Source organism: Lysobacter sp. ISL-50 (assembly GCF_018612875.1).
GTDB lineage: Bacteria > Pseudomonadota > Gammaproteobacteria > Xanthomonadales > Xanthomonadaceae > Lysobacter.
Map to the genome: position 1 here is coordinate 118,675 of NZ_JAGGRI010000045.1, position 18,099 is coordinate 136,773.

18 protein-coding genes are annotated in these 18,099 nt (G+C 68.4%); 6 read left to right on the top strand and 12 right to left on the bottom strand.

The genetic code is table 11. The features are described from left to right. Positions 1-140: 140 nt before the first annotated feature. The 5 genes from lpxO (at position 141) to J7J50_RS21790 (ending at position 5,513) form a co-directional block, all read left to right on the top strand. Entirely contained in the window at positions 141-1,043 is a 903-nt protein-coding gene (lpxO, locus tag J7J50_RS21770; RefSeq protein WP_215059440.1) for a lipid A hydroxylase LpxO, read from the top strand. Between the two features lie 585 nt (positions 1,044-1,628). Beyond that, complete coding sequence (gene ettA, locus J7J50_RS21775) at positions 1,629-3,290, top strand: energy-dependent translational throttle protein EttA (protein ID WP_215059442.1); 1,662 nt, start codon at positions 1,629-1,631, stop codon at positions 3,288-3,290. A gap of 293 nt (positions 3,291-3,583) precedes the next feature. Next, positions 3,584-4,321, top strand: a complete 738-nt coding sequence (gene map / locus J7J50_RS21780; RefSeq protein WP_215059445.1) for a type I methionyl aminopeptidase — start codon at positions 3,584-3,586, stop codon at positions 4,319-4,321. 102 nt (positions 4,322-4,423) lie between these two features. Further along, entirely contained in the window at positions 4,424-5,236 is an 813-nt protein-coding gene (pyrF, locus tag J7J50_RS21785; protein WP_215059447.1) for an orotidine-5'-phosphate decarboxylase, read from the top strand. 13 nt (positions 5,237-5,249) lie between these two features. Continuing rightward, the gene (locus J7J50_RS21790) at positions 5,250-5,513 is read left to right on the top strand and encodes a hypothetical protein (protein ID WP_215059450.1); all 264 of its coding nucleotides are present in this window, start codon (positions 5,250-5,252) and stop codon (positions 5,511-5,513) included. A gap of 19 nt (positions 5,514-5,532) precedes the next feature. Here J7J50_RS21790 and J7J50_RS21795 read toward each other — a convergent pair whose 3' ends face one another. After that, positions 5,533-6,414, bottom strand: a complete 882-nt coding sequence (locus J7J50_RS21795) for a hypothetical protein (protein ID WP_215059451.1) — start codon at positions 6,412-6,414, stop codon at positions 5,533-5,535. Positions 6,415-6,529: 115 nt separating this feature from the next. Between J7J50_RS21795 and J7J50_RS21800 the strand changes: the two genes are divergently transcribed. Then, the gene (locus J7J50_RS21800; protein WP_215059453.1) at positions 6,530-7,507 is read left to right on the top strand and encodes an MBL fold metallo-hydrolase; all 978 of its coding nucleotides are present in this window, start codon (positions 6,530-6,532) and stop codon (positions 7,505-7,507) included. A gap of 146 nt (positions 7,508-7,653) precedes the next feature. Here the strand turns inward: J7J50_RS21800 and J7J50_RS21805 are convergent, their stop codons facing one another. The 11 genes from J7J50_RS21805 to gspG form a co-directional block, all read right to left on the bottom strand. Continuing rightward, positions 7,654-8,526, bottom strand: a complete 873-nt coding sequence (locus J7J50_RS21805; protein WP_215059455.1) for a glycosyltransferase family 2 protein — start codon at positions 8,524-8,526, stop codon at positions 7,654-7,656. Between the two features lie 7 nt (positions 8,527-8,533). Then, positions 8,534-9,373: a glycosyltransferase gene (locus tag J7J50_RS21810; protein WP_215059458.1), complete on the bottom strand. Its 840-nt coding sequence runs from the start codon at positions 9,371-9,373 to the stop codon at positions 8,534-8,536. 648 nt (positions 9,374-10,021) lie between these two features. Then, positions 10,022-12,268, bottom strand: coding sequence for a type II secretion system secretin GspD (gspD, locus tag J7J50_RS21815; RefSeq protein ID WP_251047326.1), 2,247 nt, complete (start codon positions 12,266-12,268; stop codon positions 10,022-10,024). Between the two features lie 9 nt (positions 12,269-12,277). Beyond that, positions 12,278-13,069, bottom strand: coding sequence for a general secretion pathway protein GspN (locus J7J50_RS21820; RefSeq protein WP_215059459.1), 792 nt, complete (start codon positions 13,067-13,069; stop codon positions 12,278-12,280). Continuing rightward, a complete protein-coding gene (gspM, locus tag J7J50_RS21825) occupies positions 13,059-13,730 on the bottom strand; it encodes a type II secretion system protein GspM (protein ID WP_343222557.1) in 672 nt (223 codons plus the stop codon). The genes J7J50_RS21820 and gspM overlap by 11 nt, the downstream gene beginning before the upstream one ends. Beyond that, the gene (locus J7J50_RS21830; protein ID WP_215059461.1) at positions 13,720-14,892 is read right to left on the bottom strand and encodes a PilN domain-containing protein; all 1,173 of its coding nucleotides are present in this window, start codon (positions 14,890-14,892) and stop codon (positions 13,720-13,722) included. The genes gspM and J7J50_RS21830 overlap by 11 nt, the downstream gene beginning before the upstream one ends. Continuing rightward, the gene (locus J7J50_RS21835) at positions 14,889-15,737 is read right to left on the bottom strand and encodes a type II secretion system protein GspK (RefSeq protein ID WP_251047334.1); all 849 of its coding nucleotides are present in this window, start codon (positions 15,735-15,737) and stop codon (positions 14,889-14,891) included. Before J7J50_RS21835 ends, J7J50_RS21830 begins: the two co-directional genes overlap by 4 nt. Positions 15,738-15,823: 86 nt before the next feature. Further along, positions 15,824-16,525 (bottom strand): prepilin-type N-terminal cleavage/methylation domain-containing protein, encoded by a 702-nt coding sequence (locus J7J50_RS21840; protein ID WP_215059513.1) that lies wholly within the window; start codon positions 16,523-16,525, stop codon positions 15,824-15,826. 14 nt (positions 16,526-16,539) lie between these two features. Beyond that, positions 16,540-16,896, bottom strand: coding sequence for a general secretion pathway protein GspI (locus J7J50_RS21845; protein ID WP_251047725.1), 357 nt, complete (start codon positions 16,894-16,896; stop codon positions 16,540-16,542). Positions 16,897-17,018: 122 nt separating this feature from the next. Then, entirely contained in the window at positions 17,019-17,453 is a 435-nt protein-coding gene (locus J7J50_RS21850) for a GspH/FimT family pseudopilin (protein ID WP_148649010.1), read from the bottom strand. 166 nt (positions 17,454-17,619) lie between these two features. Next, positions 17,620-18,054 carry a type II secretion system major pseudopilin GspG gene (gene gspG / locus J7J50_RS21855; protein ID WP_057944152.1) on the bottom strand — a complete coding sequence of 145 codons (435 nt, stop codon included), beginning with the start codon at positions 18,052-18,054 and terminating at the stop codon, positions 17,620-17,622. Positions 18,055-18,099 lie beyond the last annotated feature (45 nt).

The following is an 18,099-nucleotide window of genomic DNA, read 5'->3' on the forward strand; positions in this document are numbered from 1 at the left end:
CGCCAAGGCGGGGCTGCCATCGGCGCCCGCTCCGGCGGACAATACTCGCCTCACACTTTTAATGTGCCTGCCTAGCCGCCGGACCCGCCCCACCCCGGCGTCCCCCGGCTTGCGCGGCCCCTGATTCGGATGTTGCGACCATGAAATGGGTCTTCGTCTTCCTGTTCCTCGCCAGCGCGGTGTACGTGCACTACCGCGGCCGGGTGCGTCACCGTCTGGGCCGGCAGCTGCTGGACCACTCGACCTTCATGGCCCCGATCAACGTGCTGATGTACGCCTGCTCGCGGGTGCCGACCACCGCGTTCCTGAGCCCGGACCAGTACTTCCCGGAGCTGGAGCCGCTGCGCGCGCGCTGGCGCGACATCCGCGCCGAGGCCCTGCATCTGCGCGAACTGCAGCAGATCAAGGCCGCCGAGGGCTACAACGACGTCGGCTTCAACTCGTTCTTCCGTCGCGGCTGGAAGCGCTTCTACCTGAAGTGGTACGACGACGCCCACCCCTCGGCCGCCGAGCTCTGCCCGGTCACCACCCAGTTGTTGCGAGAGGTGCCCAGCGTCAAGGCGGCGATGTTCACCGAACTGCCGCCGGGCGGCGAACTGCGTCCGCACCGCGACCCCTACGCCGGCTCGCTGCGCCTGCACCTGGGCCTGGACACGCCCAACGACGACGCCTGTTTCATCGACGTGGACGGCCAGCGCTACAGCTGGCGCGACGGCGAATGGACCATGTTCGACGAGACCTACATCCACTGGGCCCAGAACGGCTCCACCCAGAACCGCATCATCCTGTTCTGCGACATCGAGCGGCCGATGCGCTGGGGCTGGGCGCGCGGGCTGAACCGTTTCATCGCCAAGCGCCTGATCGCGGCCGGCGCCTCGCCCAACAACGAGGGCGACAAGACCGGCGGGATCAACAAGGCGTTCAAGTACTTCTACAGCTTGCGGCTCAAGGCCAAGGGGCTGAAGGAACGCAGCAAGGGGACGTACTACTTCTTCAAGTACGCGGCGGTGGTGGCGGTGGTGGCGTTTATTGTCTGGCTTTGAGGTTGAGGCCCGGCGTCGGGTTAGGCAAGCCCTGTTTCGGCTCGATTGCGATGGCGTTCCTGGTCGATGGCGACGTCCTCCCAGGCCGTCATTCCCGCGAACGCGGGCTCCGCTTTACTTCGGCGGAGCCGAACATCCAGGGCCTTTCGTGCGAGAACCTTTGAAGTCGCTGGATTCCCGCCTTCGCGGGAACGACGGGCTGGAAAGATGGCGCTGAAGCCTCTGGATTCCCGCTTTCGCGGGAATGACGGTCTGGAGGGATGGCGCTGAAGTCTCTGGATTCCCGCGTTCGCGGGAATGACGGTCTGGGGGAGATGGCGCTGAAGTCTCTGGATTCCCGCCTTCGCGGGAACGACGGTCTGGGGGCGACGCGACCCCTGAAGATCCAATCCCGCCCGCGGCTGCGACTCCAACGGCCCATCGGCCCACACCCCGGCCATTTGAATCCCCGCCCCGCGCCACCAACTCCTGTTCCCATCCCCCGCGCTGGAACCCAGCCGGCGCCTGCGGGATAATCCTCGTTTCCCGCCCCGCCCCTGCGGCCTTCCCCGGCCCGGCTCGGCGCGTCCATGCTTCGGAGTTCGCATGCAATACATCTACACCATGAACGGCGTCAGCAAGACCGTGCCGCCGAAGCGTCAGATCATCAAGGACATCTCGCTGTCGTTCTTCCCCGGCGCCAAGATCGGCCTGCTCGGCCTGAACGGCGCCGGCAAGTCCACCGTGCTCAAGATCATGGCCGGCGTCGATCAGGACTTCACCGGCGAAGCGCGCCCGGCCACCGGCATCAAGGTCGGCTACCTGGCCCAGGAGCCGCAGCTCAACCCGGAACACACCGTGCGCGAAGCGGTCGAGGTCGGCGTGGGCGATGTGCTCAGCGCCCAGGCCGCGCTCGACAAGATCTACGACGCCTACGCCGAGGAAGGCGCCGACTTCGACAAGCTCGCCGCCGAGCAGCAGCGCCTGGAAGCGATCCTCGCCTCCGGCGACGCCCACACCCTGGAACACCAGCTGGAAGTCGCCGCCGACGCGCTGCGCCTGCCGCCGTGGGAAGCGATCATCGGCAAGCTGTCGGGCGGCGAGAAGCGCCGCGTCGCGCTGTGCCAGCTGCTGCTGCAAAAGCCCGACATGCTGCTGCTCGACGAACCGACCAACCACCTCGACGCCGAATCGGTCGAGTGGCTGGAACAGTTCCTGACCCGCTACACCGGCACCGTGGTGGCCGTCACCCACGATCGCTACTTCCTGGAAAACGCCGCCGAGTGGATTCTCGAACTCGACCGCGGCAAGGGCATCCCGTGGAAGGGCAACTACACCGCGTGGCTGGAACAGAAGTCCGAGCGCCTCAAGCAGGAAGAGTCCGGCGAAAAGGCCCGCCAGAAGGCGCTGGCGAAGGAACTGGAATGGGTGCGCAGCAACGCCAAGGGCGGCCGCACCAAGGGCAAGGCGCGCATGGCGCGCTTCGAAGAACTCAACTCGGTCGAGTACCAGCGCCGCAACGAGACCAATGAAATCTTCATCCCGCCGGGCGAGCGTCTGGGCAACGCGGTGATCGAGTTCAAGAACGTGTCCAAGTCCTTCGGCGACCGCCTGCTGATCGACGACCTGAGCTTCATCATCCCGGCCGGCGCGATCGTCGGCATCATCGGTCCCAACGGCGCGGGTAAATCCACGCTGTTCAAGATGGTCACCGGCCAGGAAACCCCGGACAAGGGCGAGATCGTCAAGGGCCCGAGCACCAAGATCGCGTATGTGGATCAGAGCCGCGACAAGCTCGACGGCAACCACAACGTGTTCCAGGAAATCTCCGGCGGCGCCGACATCCTCAACATCAACGGCGTCGAGATCCAGTCGCGCGCCTACCTGGGCCGCTTCAACTTCAAGGGCCAGGACCAGCAGAAGATGGTCGGCACGCTGTCGGGCGGCGAACGCGGCCGCCTGCATCTGGCCAAGACCCTGCTGCAGGGCGGCAACGTGCTGCTGCTCGACGAACCGTCGAACGATCTGGACGTCGAAACCCTGCGCGCGCTGGAAGACGCGCTGCTGGAGTTCCCGGGCTGCGCGGTGGTCATCTCGCATGACCGCTGGTTCCTGGACCGCATCGCGACCCACATCCTGGCCTTCGAAGGCGACTCGCACGTCGAGTTCTTCCAGGGCAACTACCGCGAGTACGAAGAAGACAAGAAGCGTCGCCTGGGCGAAGAAGGCGCGCGGCCGCATCGTCTGCGGTTCAAGGCGCTGAAGTAAGGCCGATCGCCCGGCGCGCAGCGTTCGGACAGCGGGACCGGAAACGGTCCCGCTGTCTTATCCGCGGCGGGCTTTTGTAGGAGGGGCTTGAGCCCCGAGGCTTTTCTTTCAGAACTGGGCATCGGATCGAAAAGCATCGGGGCTGAAGCCCCTCCTACAAAAGACCTCGAAAGATCTCGGCGGCTTACACATAAGATTCGCGGCCCACGCCGCACTGTGGAACTACCCGGTTCACCGCTCAGGCTGGCCGCGCTAACCTGCCTCATGGCTTCCGTCCCCCGAGGAACCTCTCCATGACCGTCCTGCACGCATTCGAACTCGAAAGCCTGCGCCGCGCCGGCTCGCTGGTGGCGTCGATCCTGACGACCATGCGCGAAGCCGCCGTCCCCGGCGCGGTCTCGCGCGATCTCGACGCCATCGGCGCGGCGATGCTGCGCGACGCCGGTGCGCGCTCGGCGCCGCAGCTGACCTACGATTTCCCCGGCGCGACCTGCATCAGCATCAACGCGGTCGCCGCGCACGGCATCCCCGACGCGACCGTGCTGCGCGAGGGCGATCTGATCAACATCGACGTCTCGGCCGAACTCGGCGGCTACTTCGCCGACACCGGCGGCAGTTTCGTCATCGGCGCGCCCAACGCGACCCAGCAGAAACTGCTCGACGCGACCTTGGAAGCGCGCGACACCGCGATCGCGCAACTGCGCGCCGGCAACCTGATCAACAGCATCGGCCGCACCGTCGAAGCGGTCGCCGCCAAGCGCGGCCTGCGCGTGATCCGCAACCTCGGCAGCCACGGCGTCGGCCGCGCCCTGCACGAAGCGCCTGGCAACATCCCGGGCTACTACGATCCGCGCGACACCCGCCGCCTGCACGAAGGCATGGTGATCACGGTCGAACCGTTCCTGGCCACCCATTGCACCCAGACCGACGAAGGCGCCGACGGCTGGGCGATGCGCTGCCGCCGCGGTTTCGCCGCGCAGTTCGAACACACGGTGGTGGTGACTTCGGGCGAGCCGATCATCGTCACTTGACGGCCGGGATTCGCGGGAGCGTGGCGGCGCGGTGGTTTTACGTCCGGATTTTTTCTTCAAGCCGCGGCGACCGGTGCCGTCGGCCCAACTAGGATTCGCGATATGAGTTTCATGCAGTCGTTGCGGCAGCGCTGGCACAGCGCCGATACCCTGGTCTGCGTCGGCCTGGACCCGGAGCCGGCGAAATTCCCGGCCCGGTTCGCCGGCGACGCCGATGCGGTGTTCGCCTTCAACCGCGACATCATCGACGCCACCGCCGAGTACGCCTGCGCGTTCAAGCCGCAGATCGCCCACTTCGCCGCGCTGCGCGCCGAAGACGCGCTGGCGCGATTGATCGAATACGCGCACGCCGAACATCCCGGCATCCCGGTGATCCTGGACAGCAAGCGCGGCGACATCGGCAGCACCGCGCAGCACTACGTGAGCGAGGCCTTCGACCGCTACGGCGCCGACGCGGTCACCGCCAACCCATACCTGGGCCACGATTCGGTGCAGCCGTTCCTCGACCGCGCCGACCGCGGCGTGGTGGTGCTGTGCCGCACCTCCAACCCCGGCGCCGGCGATCTGCAGGACCTGATCGTCGATGGCCGCCCGCTGTATCAGCACGTCGCGGAAAAAGTCGCGCGCGACTGGAACGGCAACGGCAACTGTTCGCTGGTGGTCGGCGCGACTTGGCCGTCGCAACTGCGCGAAGTGCGCGCGATCGTCGGCGACGTGCCGTTCCTGGTGCCCGGCGTCGGCGCCCAGGGCGGCGATGTCGAAGCGGTGGTCAGCAACGCCAAGACCGCCGACGGCACCGGCCTGATGGTCAGCAGCTCGCGCGCGATCCTGTACGCCTCCGCCGGCGACGACTATGCGCAGGCCGCGGCCGCGGCGGCGAAGTCGCTGCGCGATCAGATCAACCGCTACCGCTGAACGCGGCCCGCGCGTGAGCCGCTCGTTCCTGCACATGGACAACCACGGGGTAGTCGCCGCGCTGCGCGTGCTGTTCGCACGCGGCGAAGTCGAGCTGCTCGGCGAGGGCGTTGTTCCCGAAGCGGATTTCTTCCTGTGCCGCTGGCGCGGGAAAAGAGTGAACGCGAAGTTCGACTTGGCTTACGGCCCGGAGCTGCACTTCATCGAGCCGTGCACGGCGCAGGAGCAGGCCGAGCTGGAAGCGCTGATCGCCGCGGTCGAGCCGCGTATCGGCTGACCGCGACGCTGGCGCCGGCTCAATCGGCCAGCACCTGCAGGCGGTCTTCGCGGAACACGTACAGCGCGCGCGACAGGTTGTAGGCCGAAGACTGTTCGATCTGCGCGGCGATGTCCTTCAACGATGCCAGGCTCTCCGCATCATCGCTGCCGCAGACCATCACCTCGTCGCGCGCGGCGATCGCGAACACCGGATCGCCCTGCACATCGATGCGTTCGCGCCAGCGATCGAACAGCAGCACCATGCTGGCGTCGTAGTTGCGATCCAGGCGCGCCACATAGCGGCCTTCGCCGCCCTGGATCTGGAGTTCCGGCAGGAATTTGGTCAGGTTGCTCAACGCCTGCGCGTGCAGCGCTTCGCGGCCCAGGCCGCGGCGCTCGGCCTCGGTCGGCGACAGGAAGCTCATCGACTCGGGCGTGTCTTCGACATAGGTCAGCACCAGATCGCCGGCCAGCGGTTCGACGATGAAGGGAATCTGCGCGCCGGCGCCGATGGAGCGCGCCTGTTGCAACGCGATCTCGTGCCACCCGCGGGTCTTGAGCACCGGCAGGATCACCGCGTTGGCGCGATCGGCCTCGTCGCTGTCGCCATCGGCGAAACCGCGCTGCATCGCCCGCGCCGAGGCCAGTTGATCGCCCAGCACCTCGCTCAGCCGCTGCGGCGCGTCGAGATAACGCTGGTAGCTGTTGCCGAGAAAATTCGTGGCCTTGAAACCGTCCGGCAACGACCACTCGATGCGCGTGTCGGCGACCAGCGCGCCGTGCGTGATCGCCAGCCGCGCCTGCGGCCAGGCCTCGCGCAGCAATGCCGCGTAGCGGTCGGCGAAGGCGTGCAGATCCATCGGATGCTCCAGCGGCCGTGCCTCGGGCCGGCCGCCGAACAGCTTGCTGAAGAAGGACATGACCGGTTCCTTGTGGTCGGCCCGCGGGCCCGTGTCGGCCGACTATACGGGTCGCCCCGTGGACGGGTGCATTCACAATCTTCACGCCTCCCGGTCGCGGGTTAGGCTAGCGGCCATGGACCGATTCACGGATCGCACACGCCGCCGCCTGCTCGGCGCTTCGGTGGCCGCGCTGGGCTTGAGCGCCCTGCCCGCGCTCGCCGCGGCGCCCGCCGGCCCGGCCGGGAAACCGGCCCCGAAACCTGGGTCGCGCACACGGCTGATCCTGCTCGGCACCGCCGGCGGGCCGACGCCCAAGGCGCTGCGCGCGGCGCCGGCCAGCGCGGTGGTGGTGGACGATGCGATCTACGTCATCGACTGCGGCAACGGCGTGGCGCGGCAGATGGCCCTGGCCGGCTTGTCGCTAGGCGCGATCGGCAACGTGTTCCTCACCCATCACCACTCCGATCACAACGCCGACTACGGCAATCTGCTGTGGCTGGCCTGGGCCGCGGATCTGCGCCATCGCGTCGATACCTGGGGTCCGCCGCCGCTCAAGCGCATGACCCGGCAATTCCTGCGCCTCAACGACACCGACATCCGCACCCGCATCGCCGACGAAGGCCGGCCCGAGCTGGCCTCGCTGATCCGCGCGCACGAATTGCGCGCCGGCGGCGAGGTGATGCGCGACGAACGCGTGCGCGTCACCGCCGCGGTGGTCGATCATCCGCCGATGCGTCCGGCGTTCGCGTATCGCTTCGATACGCCGGATCGCTCGATCGTATTTTCCGGCGACACCCGGCCCAGCGCGGCCCTGATCGAACTGGCGCGCGGCGCCGACGTGCTGGTGCACGAGGTGATGTATCTGCCGGCGCTGGAAAAGCTGATCGCCAGCGAGGCGCAGGCGGCACGGTTGCGCCAGCATTTGCTCGACAGTCATACGACGACTGAGCAGGTCGGCAAGCTCGCCACCGAAGCGGGAGTGAAGACGCTGGTGCTCAATCACTTCGTCCCCGGCGGCGATCCCGCCCTGACCGATGAGGTGTGGCGGGCGGCGGTGGCGCCGCATTTCAAGGGCGAGTTGGTGATCGGCCGCGATTTGATGGAGCTTTGACGGTCACCGGATCGTTGTGTGGAATCTTTTGTGGGAGGGGCTTCAGCCCCGATGCTTTTCGCTCCGATCGCGCGCGATTCCGAAGTCGAGCGACCGACTCATCTGAAAGAAAAGCATCGGGGCTGAAGCCCCTCCCACAAAAGACCTCAGCGCATCGCCGCGCGCAACGCTGCGATGGGAAAGCGCAGCCAGATCGCCGCGAACACGCCGGCGCGCACCAGCGCGCCGCGCCGCGGCGCTTCGAATTTGCGGAAGTAACGCCACAGGCCGCGATGCTTGTTCCATTCCACGAAGAACGGCCGCGAGCGGCTGGACACGCCGCGCACATGCATCACCCGCACCGCGTTGGCGACCGCGATGGTGCCGCCGGCTTGGCGCACGCGCCGGCACAGGTCCAGGTCTTCCGCGTGCAGGCGGTAGTCTTCGTCGAATCCGCCGATGCGCGCGAACAGATGACGCGGCATCAGCATCAGCGCGCCCGAGGTCGCTTCCACCACCTGCAGCGCCTGCGCGTCGTCCGGCGCCACGGCCATTTTCGGCGCCGCCCACGGCCGCGCGATGCCGGCCAGCATCGCGCCGAAATCCGGATCGCGACGGCGCACCGCGGCGTCGCGTTCGCCTTGTTCGTTGACCAGATCGGCGCTGATCAGCACCTGTCCCAGCGGCGCGGCCAGCGCGTGCAGGCGTTGCAAGGTGTCGGGCTCGACCATGCAGTCGGGATTGACGAAGGCCAGCCAGTCGTCTTCCTCCGGCGCCGGCTCCAGATCGGCGGCGCCCTGGTTGCAGCCGACCGAAAAGCCGGGGTTGTCCGGGTTGGCGATGAAGCGCAGGCGCGGATCGAGCGAGGCGTGGCGCTGGATGATGTCGAGGGTGCCGTCGTCGGACTGGTTATCGACCACGCGGATCGCGACGACGCCGTCGCAGGCGCGCAGCCGCTCCAGGCATTCGTCGATGGTGGCGGCGCTGCGGTAGCTGACCACCACGGCTTTGAAGGCGGGGCCCTGGGCGGGCGGCCTCATCGGTTGGTCAGAGGAAGAGATCACGTTGCATGTCCGGTGGGCCGACGCGTTCCAGGCGTTCGGCGAGTTGTTGGCGCAGATCGCGCAGGGGATCGTGCATGAGGAAGTTGGCCAGGCGGGCGTGCCAGTCGGGCCAGCGCGCGGCCAGCGCGTCCATGTCGCCATCGCTGGGCCGGCCTTCGCCGGCGCGCGCGACGAAGGCGGTATCGCACAGGACGTTGCGCCACCCCAGCCCGGACAGGCGCAGCGACAGATCGGTCAAGGCCGCGTACCACGAGCCGTAGCTGGCCGCGTCGAGGCCGCCGGCGCGGCGGCGCGCGCTGCCGCGCAGGAGCACGGCGTGGCCGATCGCGGCTGGCAGTTCGGGATGCACGGCCGGCATTTGCGCCAGCGCGCGCGCCAGGCGTTCGGCATCGCTGGCGTCGGGCGGCGGCTCGATTTCGCCGATGCGCGGCCACGACGCGGCTTCGCCGGCGTTGCACCAGGGCGTGGCCGAGGCGATGGCGCCGTCGGCGGCGAAGCAGGCGTGCAGGCGCGACAGCCAGCCCGGCGCCGGCACGGCGTCGGCCGCGAGCACGGCGACGTCGGCGTCGCCGCAGACATGCAGGATTTCGTCCAGGTGCGCGACCTCGCCGATGCTGCGCTGGCGGCGGCTGTAGTCGGCCTTGAGCGCGGTGCGTTGCAGCCAGCGTTCGATGATGGCGTAACCGCGCGGCCCGGATTGGGCGTCGTCGGCCAGCCACACCCGCGCGCCCGGCGGCGTGCACAGTTCCAGCGCGGCGAGGCAGGCGTCGAGGGCGTCGTCGCCGACGCCGACCGGGACCACGATGATGGGCAGTTCGCTCATCGGGCCGGCTCTCCACGCGCGCCCCGGGCCGGGCCGCGCGCGATCGGCGGCGCGGCGAAGCGGAACGAGGGCGGGTGCGGACGTTCGGGCATCTGCGCGTTCGTAAGGGACGCGCATAGTGTGCGCGATCGCGGGCGGGTACGGGTGATGGCGGTGTCAGTGGAGCGGGAGGCGCGCGGGTCGATTCGCCTCCTTCGGGGAGCGGCGCGCGTCAATTCGCCCCCTATGAGAAAGGGGGCTGGCGCTTGCGAGAGCACGAAGCACGGAACGACCGCGGGTGCCGGGGGATTTGGCTCTTTGCCGCCGAGCGTGGCGATCCGCAGGTAAAAGCGAATCCCCCCTTCCCCCCTTTTTCAAAGGGGGGAACAGCAACGGCGGCTCTCCGCGTGGGCGGCAGCACGTCGTCAATTCGCCCCCTTTGAAAAAGGGGGCTGGCGTCTGCGAGAGCACGAAGCCTGGAGCGATCGCAGGCGCCGGGGGATTTGGCTCTTTGCCGCGGGACGTGACGATCTGTTGCTAAAAGCGAATCCCCCGGCCCCCTTTTCAAAAGGAGGGAACAGCAAAGGCGGCTCTCCGCAAAAAAAAAAGAGGCCGGCAATGCCGGCCTCGTCCATGATCGCTTCGATCGCGCTGGCGACGCGAGCGGCGTTACTTCTTCTTCGACTTGGGATTGAGCGGTTCCATCGCCCGGAACCGACGGCTGTATTCGTCGGTCAGGTCGCGCGATTCCTGCGGGTTACGCACCAGCGTGGGCGTCAGCAGGACGATGGTCTCGCGCCGGGTCGTGGACGAACCCTGCCTGCCGAACAATGCGCCGATCACCGGTATCCGGCTCAGCCCGGGCAAGCCGGAGCCACTGCGGCGAGTCTCGTCGTTGATCAGGCCGGCCAGCAACACGGTTTCGCCGCTCTGCACCGCCGCCTCGGTCTTGAGCTTGCGGTTGTTGATGGTGACGTTGGTGCTGTTGGCGTTGAGCGGCAGTCCCACCGAGCTGACTTCCTGCACGATATCCATGAACACCATGCCGTCGCGGCTCACGCGCGGACGCACCTTGAGGATCACGCCGGTGTCGAGGTACTGCACCTGGCTGTAGGTGTTGTTGTTGCCGGTGCCGGTGTTGACCGACACCGACTCGATCGGAATACGCGTGCCGACGTTGAGCGAGGCTTCGGCGTTGTTGCGCACGAACACCGATGGCGTCTGCAACACATGCACATCGGTGACCTTGTCCAGCGCGCTGATCACCGCCGCGGCGCCGTTCTTGACCAGACTCCACGACAAGCCGTTGACGCCGCCGACGCTGGCGCCGATGGTGCTCCATTTCAGCGGCACGTCGGGATTGGTGCGCCGGTTGAGGTTGGGGAAGCCGGCGTCGGTGGCGGCCTGCTCCAGATACCAGTTCACGCCGTAGCTGAGGTCGCCGCTGAGTTCGACCTCGGCCACCTGCGCTTCGATATGCACCTGCATCGGCATCACGTCGAGTTTTTCGATCACGTTGCGGATCGACTTCCAGGCCTGCGGGCTGCTGCGCACGAGGATCGAATTGGTTTCTTCGACCGCGGCCACGCCGACCTTGCTGCCATCGACTTCCAAGGTCACCGCGCCGTTGCCGGACTGGCGCGATCCCAGCGAGGCGCCGTTGCCGAGGCCGCCGCCGCTGGAACCCCCGCTGGAACCGCTGTCGCTGCTGTTTTTGCCGATATCGGCCGAGGACGTGCCCGAACCGTCGTCGCGCACTTCGGTGGATTCCAGCCCCGGCATCAACGAAGGCGCGCCTTCGCCGCCTCCCGAGTTGCCGCCGGCGCGGCCGCCGAACACTTCCGACAGGCGATCGGCCAAATCCTTGGCCTTGATGTACTTCAATTCCAGCGTATACAGCTGGACGTTGTCGCCAGCGCTGTCGATGCGGTCCAGCCAATCCTTGATGTCGTCCAGATAGTCGGCCTGCGGGGTGATCACCATCACCGCGTTGGCGCCGTCCAGCGGCATGAAGCGGAACATGCCCGAGACCGGCGACTTGCTCTGTTCGCCGAAGACTTTTTCCAGGTCGGCCACGACCTTGCTCGCCTTGCCCGACTGCAGCGGGAACACGCCGACCGACATGCCCGACAGCCAGTCCACGTCGAACACTTCGATCGTGCGCAGATAGTTTTCGAGCTCGGCGCGGGTGCCGCCGACGGTGACGACGTTGCGCGAGTTATCGACGTTGACGATCGCGTTGGGACGCGCGTACGGCTTGAGGATCTTCTCCATCTCGGTGGCCGAGATGAATTTCAGCGGCACCGTGCGCACTTCGAAGCCGCGCGCGTCCGCGGCCGAACCGGTGCGCGGGGCGACGTTGCCCGGCAGCGCCTGATCGGCCGGCACGATGTTGTAGCGTCCGCCGCTGTAGACCAGGCGGGCGTTGTTCCAGCTCAGCACCATCTCGAGCAGATTCAGCGCTTCGGCCGCGCTGACCTGCTTGGGCGTGGCCAGGGTGACGGTGCCCTGCACGCCCGGCGCGATCACGTAGTTCTGCCCGAGCATGTCGCCGAGGATGGCCTTGACCACCGCGTGCACGGATTCGCCTTCGAAATTGAACGAGGCGGTGCCGGTGGTGACCGGCAACCCCGGCGGCGGCTTGACCGCGGCGCCGCGGTTGATGGTCTGGCCGGTGCCGCGGCGGATCTGCGCCTTGGGGCCGTCTTCGTCGGCCTTGCCCTCCAGCGGTTCCTGTTCGACGCCGTTATGCAGTAGACGCGCGCCGGCCTGTTCTTCCTTGGGACCCTTCAGAGCCTGCGGATCGCCGTCGCGCTGGATGCGCGGCGACATCACGCTGGAGCACGAGGCCAGTTGCGTGACGATGATCGCCGCGGCCAGTGCGTGGGTGGCGTATTGCTGGGGACGTAGCTTCATGCGTTCACTCTACGGCGTGTTGGCCGGGGGTTGAGCGGCTTGTTGCTGCCGCAGTTGCGCGCGACGCGCCTCGATCCGCTTGCGGATGGCTTCCATCTGCGCCTGCTCGGTGAGCGGCGCGGATGCTTCGGTTGATGCGGGTTGCGGTTGCGGCGTGGGCTGCGGCGGCACCTGCGAGACCTGCGGCGAGCGGTTGGGCATCGGCGGCGGCGGTATCGACGGGATCGGCCGCCCGACCGGCTGCGGGCCCACCGCGCCGGGCGGCGCCGAGGTGGACGCGGTCGGCGGTTCGCCGCCCTGGCCGTTGAACACGCGCAGGTCGAGTTCGCGCCGGCCTTCCGGCCCTTCGAACACGGCGTGGCGCGGCTGCAGCGAGGTCAGGCGCCAGGCCGGATGCGATTCGGGCACTTCACCCAGCTTGACCCGCACCGATTCGCTGCCGTCGGCCGGCTGCAGGAACGCCATCGACAGCTGCGGGGTCAGGATCACGCTGGTCAGCAGGTAGTCGAACGCGGCCGCCTGGTTCTCGCCCTCGCCCTTGCCCTGCATGAAGAACGGCTTGGGCCGGCGGTCGTCCACGAACAGCGGGCGCGAGGCGATTTCGCTGTACTGGGCGAGCGCGCCGAGGGTGTCGGCCGGGCTCTTGCGCACCTGCGGCAGCGGTTTGACCAGGCTGGGGTCTTCCGCCAGCGCATCGACGCTGCGGCCCATGCCGGCCAGCGCCAGCACCCAGGTCAGCAGCGCCCAGCCGGCCACGGTGGCCAGCAGCCAGGTACGCGGGCTGGCGTCGTTAAGGCGCATTGGCGGCTCCCGCGGCAGGGGCGGCGGGCGCCGCGGCCGGAGCCGGGCCCGGACGCAGGTAGCCGTACAGGTCGAAGCTCACGTCCAGGCCGCCGTCGTTGGCCGGGCCGGCGGTGCCGGGCACGAAATAGCCGCGCGTGGACAGCAGGTTGAGATTGCCGACGAACAGGCGCGGCGAGCCGCTTTCCAGCGAATACAGCACCGCCGCGGTCTCCGGCGCGCCGCAGCGCAGGCGCACCTGCACCACCACGCGGGCGTAGCGGTCGCGGCGCGGCTCGGCCAGCGGCGAACGGTTGACGATGCCGCAGCTGCGGTTGCCGGGGCTGGCCTGCAGCACCACGGTTTCCAGGCGCTGGACCAATCCGGCGGTGGCCAGTTCGGCGGTGGCTTCGGGCAGGAAGCCCGGGCGGGTTTCCTGCTGCTTGCGCACCTGTTCCAGGCGCTGATTGATCTGCGGCGCCTGCTTGAGCTCCATGCGCTGGCGCAGTTCGCGCTCTTGCAGGTCGTGAAGGTTGTCGCCGGCCTCCAGCATCGGCACCGTCCACCACGGGTGGATCAGCACCGCGTAGGCGATGCCGAGCGCGGCCAGCAGCAGGCCCAGCGCGAGCCAGCGTTCGCGATCGGCGGCGAGGTTGCGCAAGCCGGACAGATTAGGGGCCACGCGCGGCCTCCGGGGTCTGCGACTTGGGCGGGCCGATTTCGGCGGTGAGGGTGAAGCGGTCGCGGCTGGTGGCCGGGTCCGGCTGGACCGCGCCGGTCAACGCCGGCGAGCGCCACAGCTTGGTGCCCTGCAGCTTGCCGATCAGCGACGAGGCCTCGCGGCTGAGACCGATCATGAGCAGGCTTTCGTCCTCGATCGCGAGTTTTTCCAGGTAAGTGCTGTCGGGCATGCGCCGGCTGAGTTCGTCGATGATTTCCACCGTGCTCGGGCGCGCGGCGCGGGTGCGGTCGAGGAAGGCCTGGCCTTCGATCAGATCGACCATCTGCTGGCGCTGGGTCGCGGCCTGGCGCGCGGCGTTGGCGTTCTTGGCGATGGTCTGCTTGAGGGCGACGATCGCTTCGCGGCGGTTGTCGAGCACCTGCCACATCGCCGCGGCCAGCGCGAACACCGCGACCGCGGCCAGGGCCAGGTTCCAGAAGCGGAACGGATCGCTGCGGGTGCGGCGCTGGGCCGGCGGCAGCAGGTTCACGCCCAGCGGCACGCCGTCGCCACCGGCGACTTCGATGCCGGCCAGGGTCGAGGCCAGCGGGCCGATCGCGCTGAGCTGCGGGTCCAGCGACTGGCGCGGCACCGCCACCAGTTCGGCGTCGAGCTGGCCGTCGCTGTCGCGGCGCCCGATCACGCGCGCGTCGAAGGCGACCGCGTCGGCGGTGAACGGGGTCTGGCGGTCGATTTCGAAGCCGACCACGTCGCGCAACCGATCGGCCGCCGCGGCCGGCAATGTCAATCGCCGGCGCAAGCTGGCGGCCGGCGGCAGCAACAGCCAGCGCGGCAATTCAGCCACGCGAGGCGGCAGCAGCGGCGCCAGCGGATCGGCGACGACGGCTTCGCCGGCGGCGTTCAAGTCGGCCAGGCTGGGCAGCACCGCCAGATCGCGGACCTCCAGCCCCTGCTGCAGGCGCAGATGGACCTGATCGCCATCGACCTGCAGCAACAAGCGGCCGCGATCCACGCCCAACGCCTGACGCGCGCGCAGCGGCAACCATGAGGCGAGGGTTCGTCCCCACCATGAGAAAAAGCCGCCCGCCCCGGGTGCAAGCCGCGCGCTAAGACTTCTCAACCGGTTGTTGCCCAACCGGCCTTCGGCAACCTGCGAGTTCATCGTGATGAAGCTCCCTCCTCCCAACGTAGCGGGGTGTACGGCAATCCTGGAACTGCTCCCCCTCCCGCTCGCACGACCACCCGCAAAACCGATTCACGGCCATCCGCTAGCCGTGCACGGCTGTCGATACTATAGGTGCCGCTGCGTTCGCCGACGAGACCGCCGCCGACGCCGTTACCGTCGGCACCCGGCAATTGTGATCCCGGCTGGTTTCTTTCTCGCTGCTGGACCAGCTGGTTTCCGTTCAACCCCATAGCATCGAGCACTTCCTTCGATGCGAATGCCTGTTCGGGCCGGGTACGGCCACTGTAAACCGTGACGTGGGGCGCGATCCGCGCATACAGCTCGGGAGTGAAGCCCAGCACCTGTTCCAGTTCGGCCACGCTTTCGAACTCCGCATCCTTGGCGCCGTAGGGCCGCGAGGCCGACGAATAATCGGCGTCTTCCGCACCGCCGGAGGGCTGGGTCAGCGTGTCGGCGTCGCGCCAGTCGATGATGGCGCCGGCCAGTCGCGCCGCTTCGGACTGCTCCATCTTGCCGGCGCCCTGCAACAGCGCGGTCAGCAGCGCGGCGTCGGCCTGGTTGAGGTCGATCTTGCCGTTCTCATCGACGATCTTGATCTCCAGCTGCGCGTCGGCGTAACGCCAGCGATGCGGACGGCCGTCGGGCTGCCACTGCAGTTTCTGGTCGGTCATCGCCACCCGGGTCAGCGAGTACTCCATGCCGGCGCGCGCCGCGTTCTGTGCGACCAGACCACGGACCATGACCCGGCCCTGCAGATTTTCGGTGCGCGCAGTCAGCGAAAACGCGCCGATCAGCGCCGTCAGCAACGCGATCAGCCACATCACCAGCAGCAAGGCCGCGCCGCGCGTGTGCGCGCCGCTGCGCGGACGCTTGCGAAACACGGCGACGGGAGCGGTAGGCGCGCGCATCACAGCTCCGGCACGAAGCCGTTGGAGGACGCGCTGGCCAGCGGCAGCGACACCACCAGCGGCGGCCAGTTGCGACCGTCGCGATCGGTCAGGGTGACCTCGACGAACAGCGGCAGTTGATCGGGCTGCTGCCAGCGCTCCTGCCAGTCGCCGAGCGCGCCGCGCTGCGGGTCGATCGCGCGATAACGAAAACGCGCCGACTTCAAACCATCGACCAGCAATTCCGGCGGCCGCTCGCGTTCGTCCTTGATGGTCTCGCCGGCCAGCACCATCGACAACGACAGCATCATCCGCGTCTGATCGCCGTCGTTCTCGATGGCGAAATCGTGCAGGTAGGGGCCGCCCCGGCCCAGGTAATCGGGAAGATCCGCGACGAAACGCAGGCGATCGGGCTCGCCGACGAAGCGCTGCGGCACGGCCGTGCTCTGGTCGAAGGCGAACGGGATCGGCCGGGTCGCGGCGATGCGCTTGCGCAGGAAGCCCTCGACCGCGCGCTCGCGTTCGCTGCGCTGCGCCAACAGTTCGCCGCGCGAGGCGGTCTTGGTCGCCGCGGTCAAGGTCGCGAACGCCAGCGCCAGCCCGGCGACCAGCAACACCATCGCCAGCAGCACTTCAATCAGGGTGAAGCCGCGCGACGCGCGCGGAACTGCGCGCCACACGCGGGCGCGATCGATCGCCGCGCGTTTTTCCACGATGCGCATCGCCGGCGCGCGGCTCACAACGACACCTCATTCGACGCCGTGCTGCTGCGCAAGGTGCGCAGGAACAAGCGCCGGCTCGGGCCCCCGTCGCCCCACTCCACCGCCAGCTGCACTTCGAACAGGCGCATGGCGTTCGGGTCGATGGGTTGGTTGGAGGCCGGCAGCGAATCGCGCCACGGCGTGATGCCCAGCGTCCAGCGGTACCGGCCGTTCTCGAAATCGCCGCTGCGCTGGCCCGGCTTGAGCGCCTGGCCGACGCCGACCTGATCCATCAGCGACTGCGCATACAAGGCAGCGCGGCCGGCGTCGCTGGACCAGCGCACTTGCTTGGCCGCGCCCGACAAGGTGCCGAGCAATAAGGTCAGCGCCATCGCCAGCAAGGCGAAGGCGACGATGACTTCCAGCAGCGTGTAGCCGCGCTCGCGCGAGGACGGCGCGCGCCGCAGCGCGCCCAGGCGGCGCCGCGACGGCGCCGGTGTTGCGCGCAGCGCGCTCATCGCGGCGCCTCGCCGCGCTTGAGCTTGACCTCGCCGGTCAGCCAGGCGACATCGACGTTCCACGCCGCCTGCTTCGCGCTGAGCTTGACCCGGCCGCCGGTGGAGGCGCCGTCGGAGAAAAACATGATCGCGCCTTCGCCGCGCCGCGGTTGCACTTCGCGCGCGCCGGTGAAGATCAGCCCGATCGACTTGGGAATGCTGCCGCTGCGGCCGTTGGGCGCGGTCCAGGTGTGGGCGCCGGGATCGAGGGTGAATTTCTGCGAGCGCCCGGTCGCGATCGCCTGACTGCGCGTGTAGCGCAGCTGCGCGGCGATTTCCTTCGACGCCGAGCGCAATTGCATGCCGGCGATGCCGCCGGTCAAGGCGGCCACGGTCAGCACGCCGATGGCGGCGATCAGGGCGATCACCAGCAGCATCTCCAGCAAGGACATGCCGCGCTGGCGAACGCGCCGCCGCGCAACGCGCGCGCGCGCAGGCCCAGGCTGCGTCGCGGCCTGTTCCCCTCGCCCTCCTCGGGCGGAGGGACTGTGCCGCGAACGCATCATCGATTACCGACCTCGCTGGGGCCTGATCTGCCGGGCGTGTTTACCGCCGGCCTCAGTTGTTCTTGATGTCGCCGTCCACGCTGCTGCCGCCGGCCTTGCCGTCCTTGCCGTAGCTGACCAGGTCGTAGGGACCGCTCTCGCCCGGCTGGCGGTATTCGATCGGGTGGCCCCACGGGTCCTTGAGCTCGACTTCCTTCGCATACGGGCCGAGCCAGCCGCTGGCGTCGGCCGGCTGCTTGACCAGTTCTTCCAGCGTGCCCGGCAGGCGGCCGGTGTCCATCTGGAACGAGTCGATCTTGCCCGCCAGGGTCTGCACCTGGCCCTTGGCCAGGTTGTAGTCGCCGCGATCCTTGCCGCCGAGCACGCGGTTGCCGACGAAGGCGAGCACCGCGCCGATCAACACGATCACGATGATGATCTCGATCAGGCTCATGCCGCGCTGGTGGCGGGGGGACGGGGAGCGGGTCTTGGAGCGGAGGTTACGCATCGTCGTCATCCGTAGAAAGTGGGTTACAGGTTGATGCTGAGATGG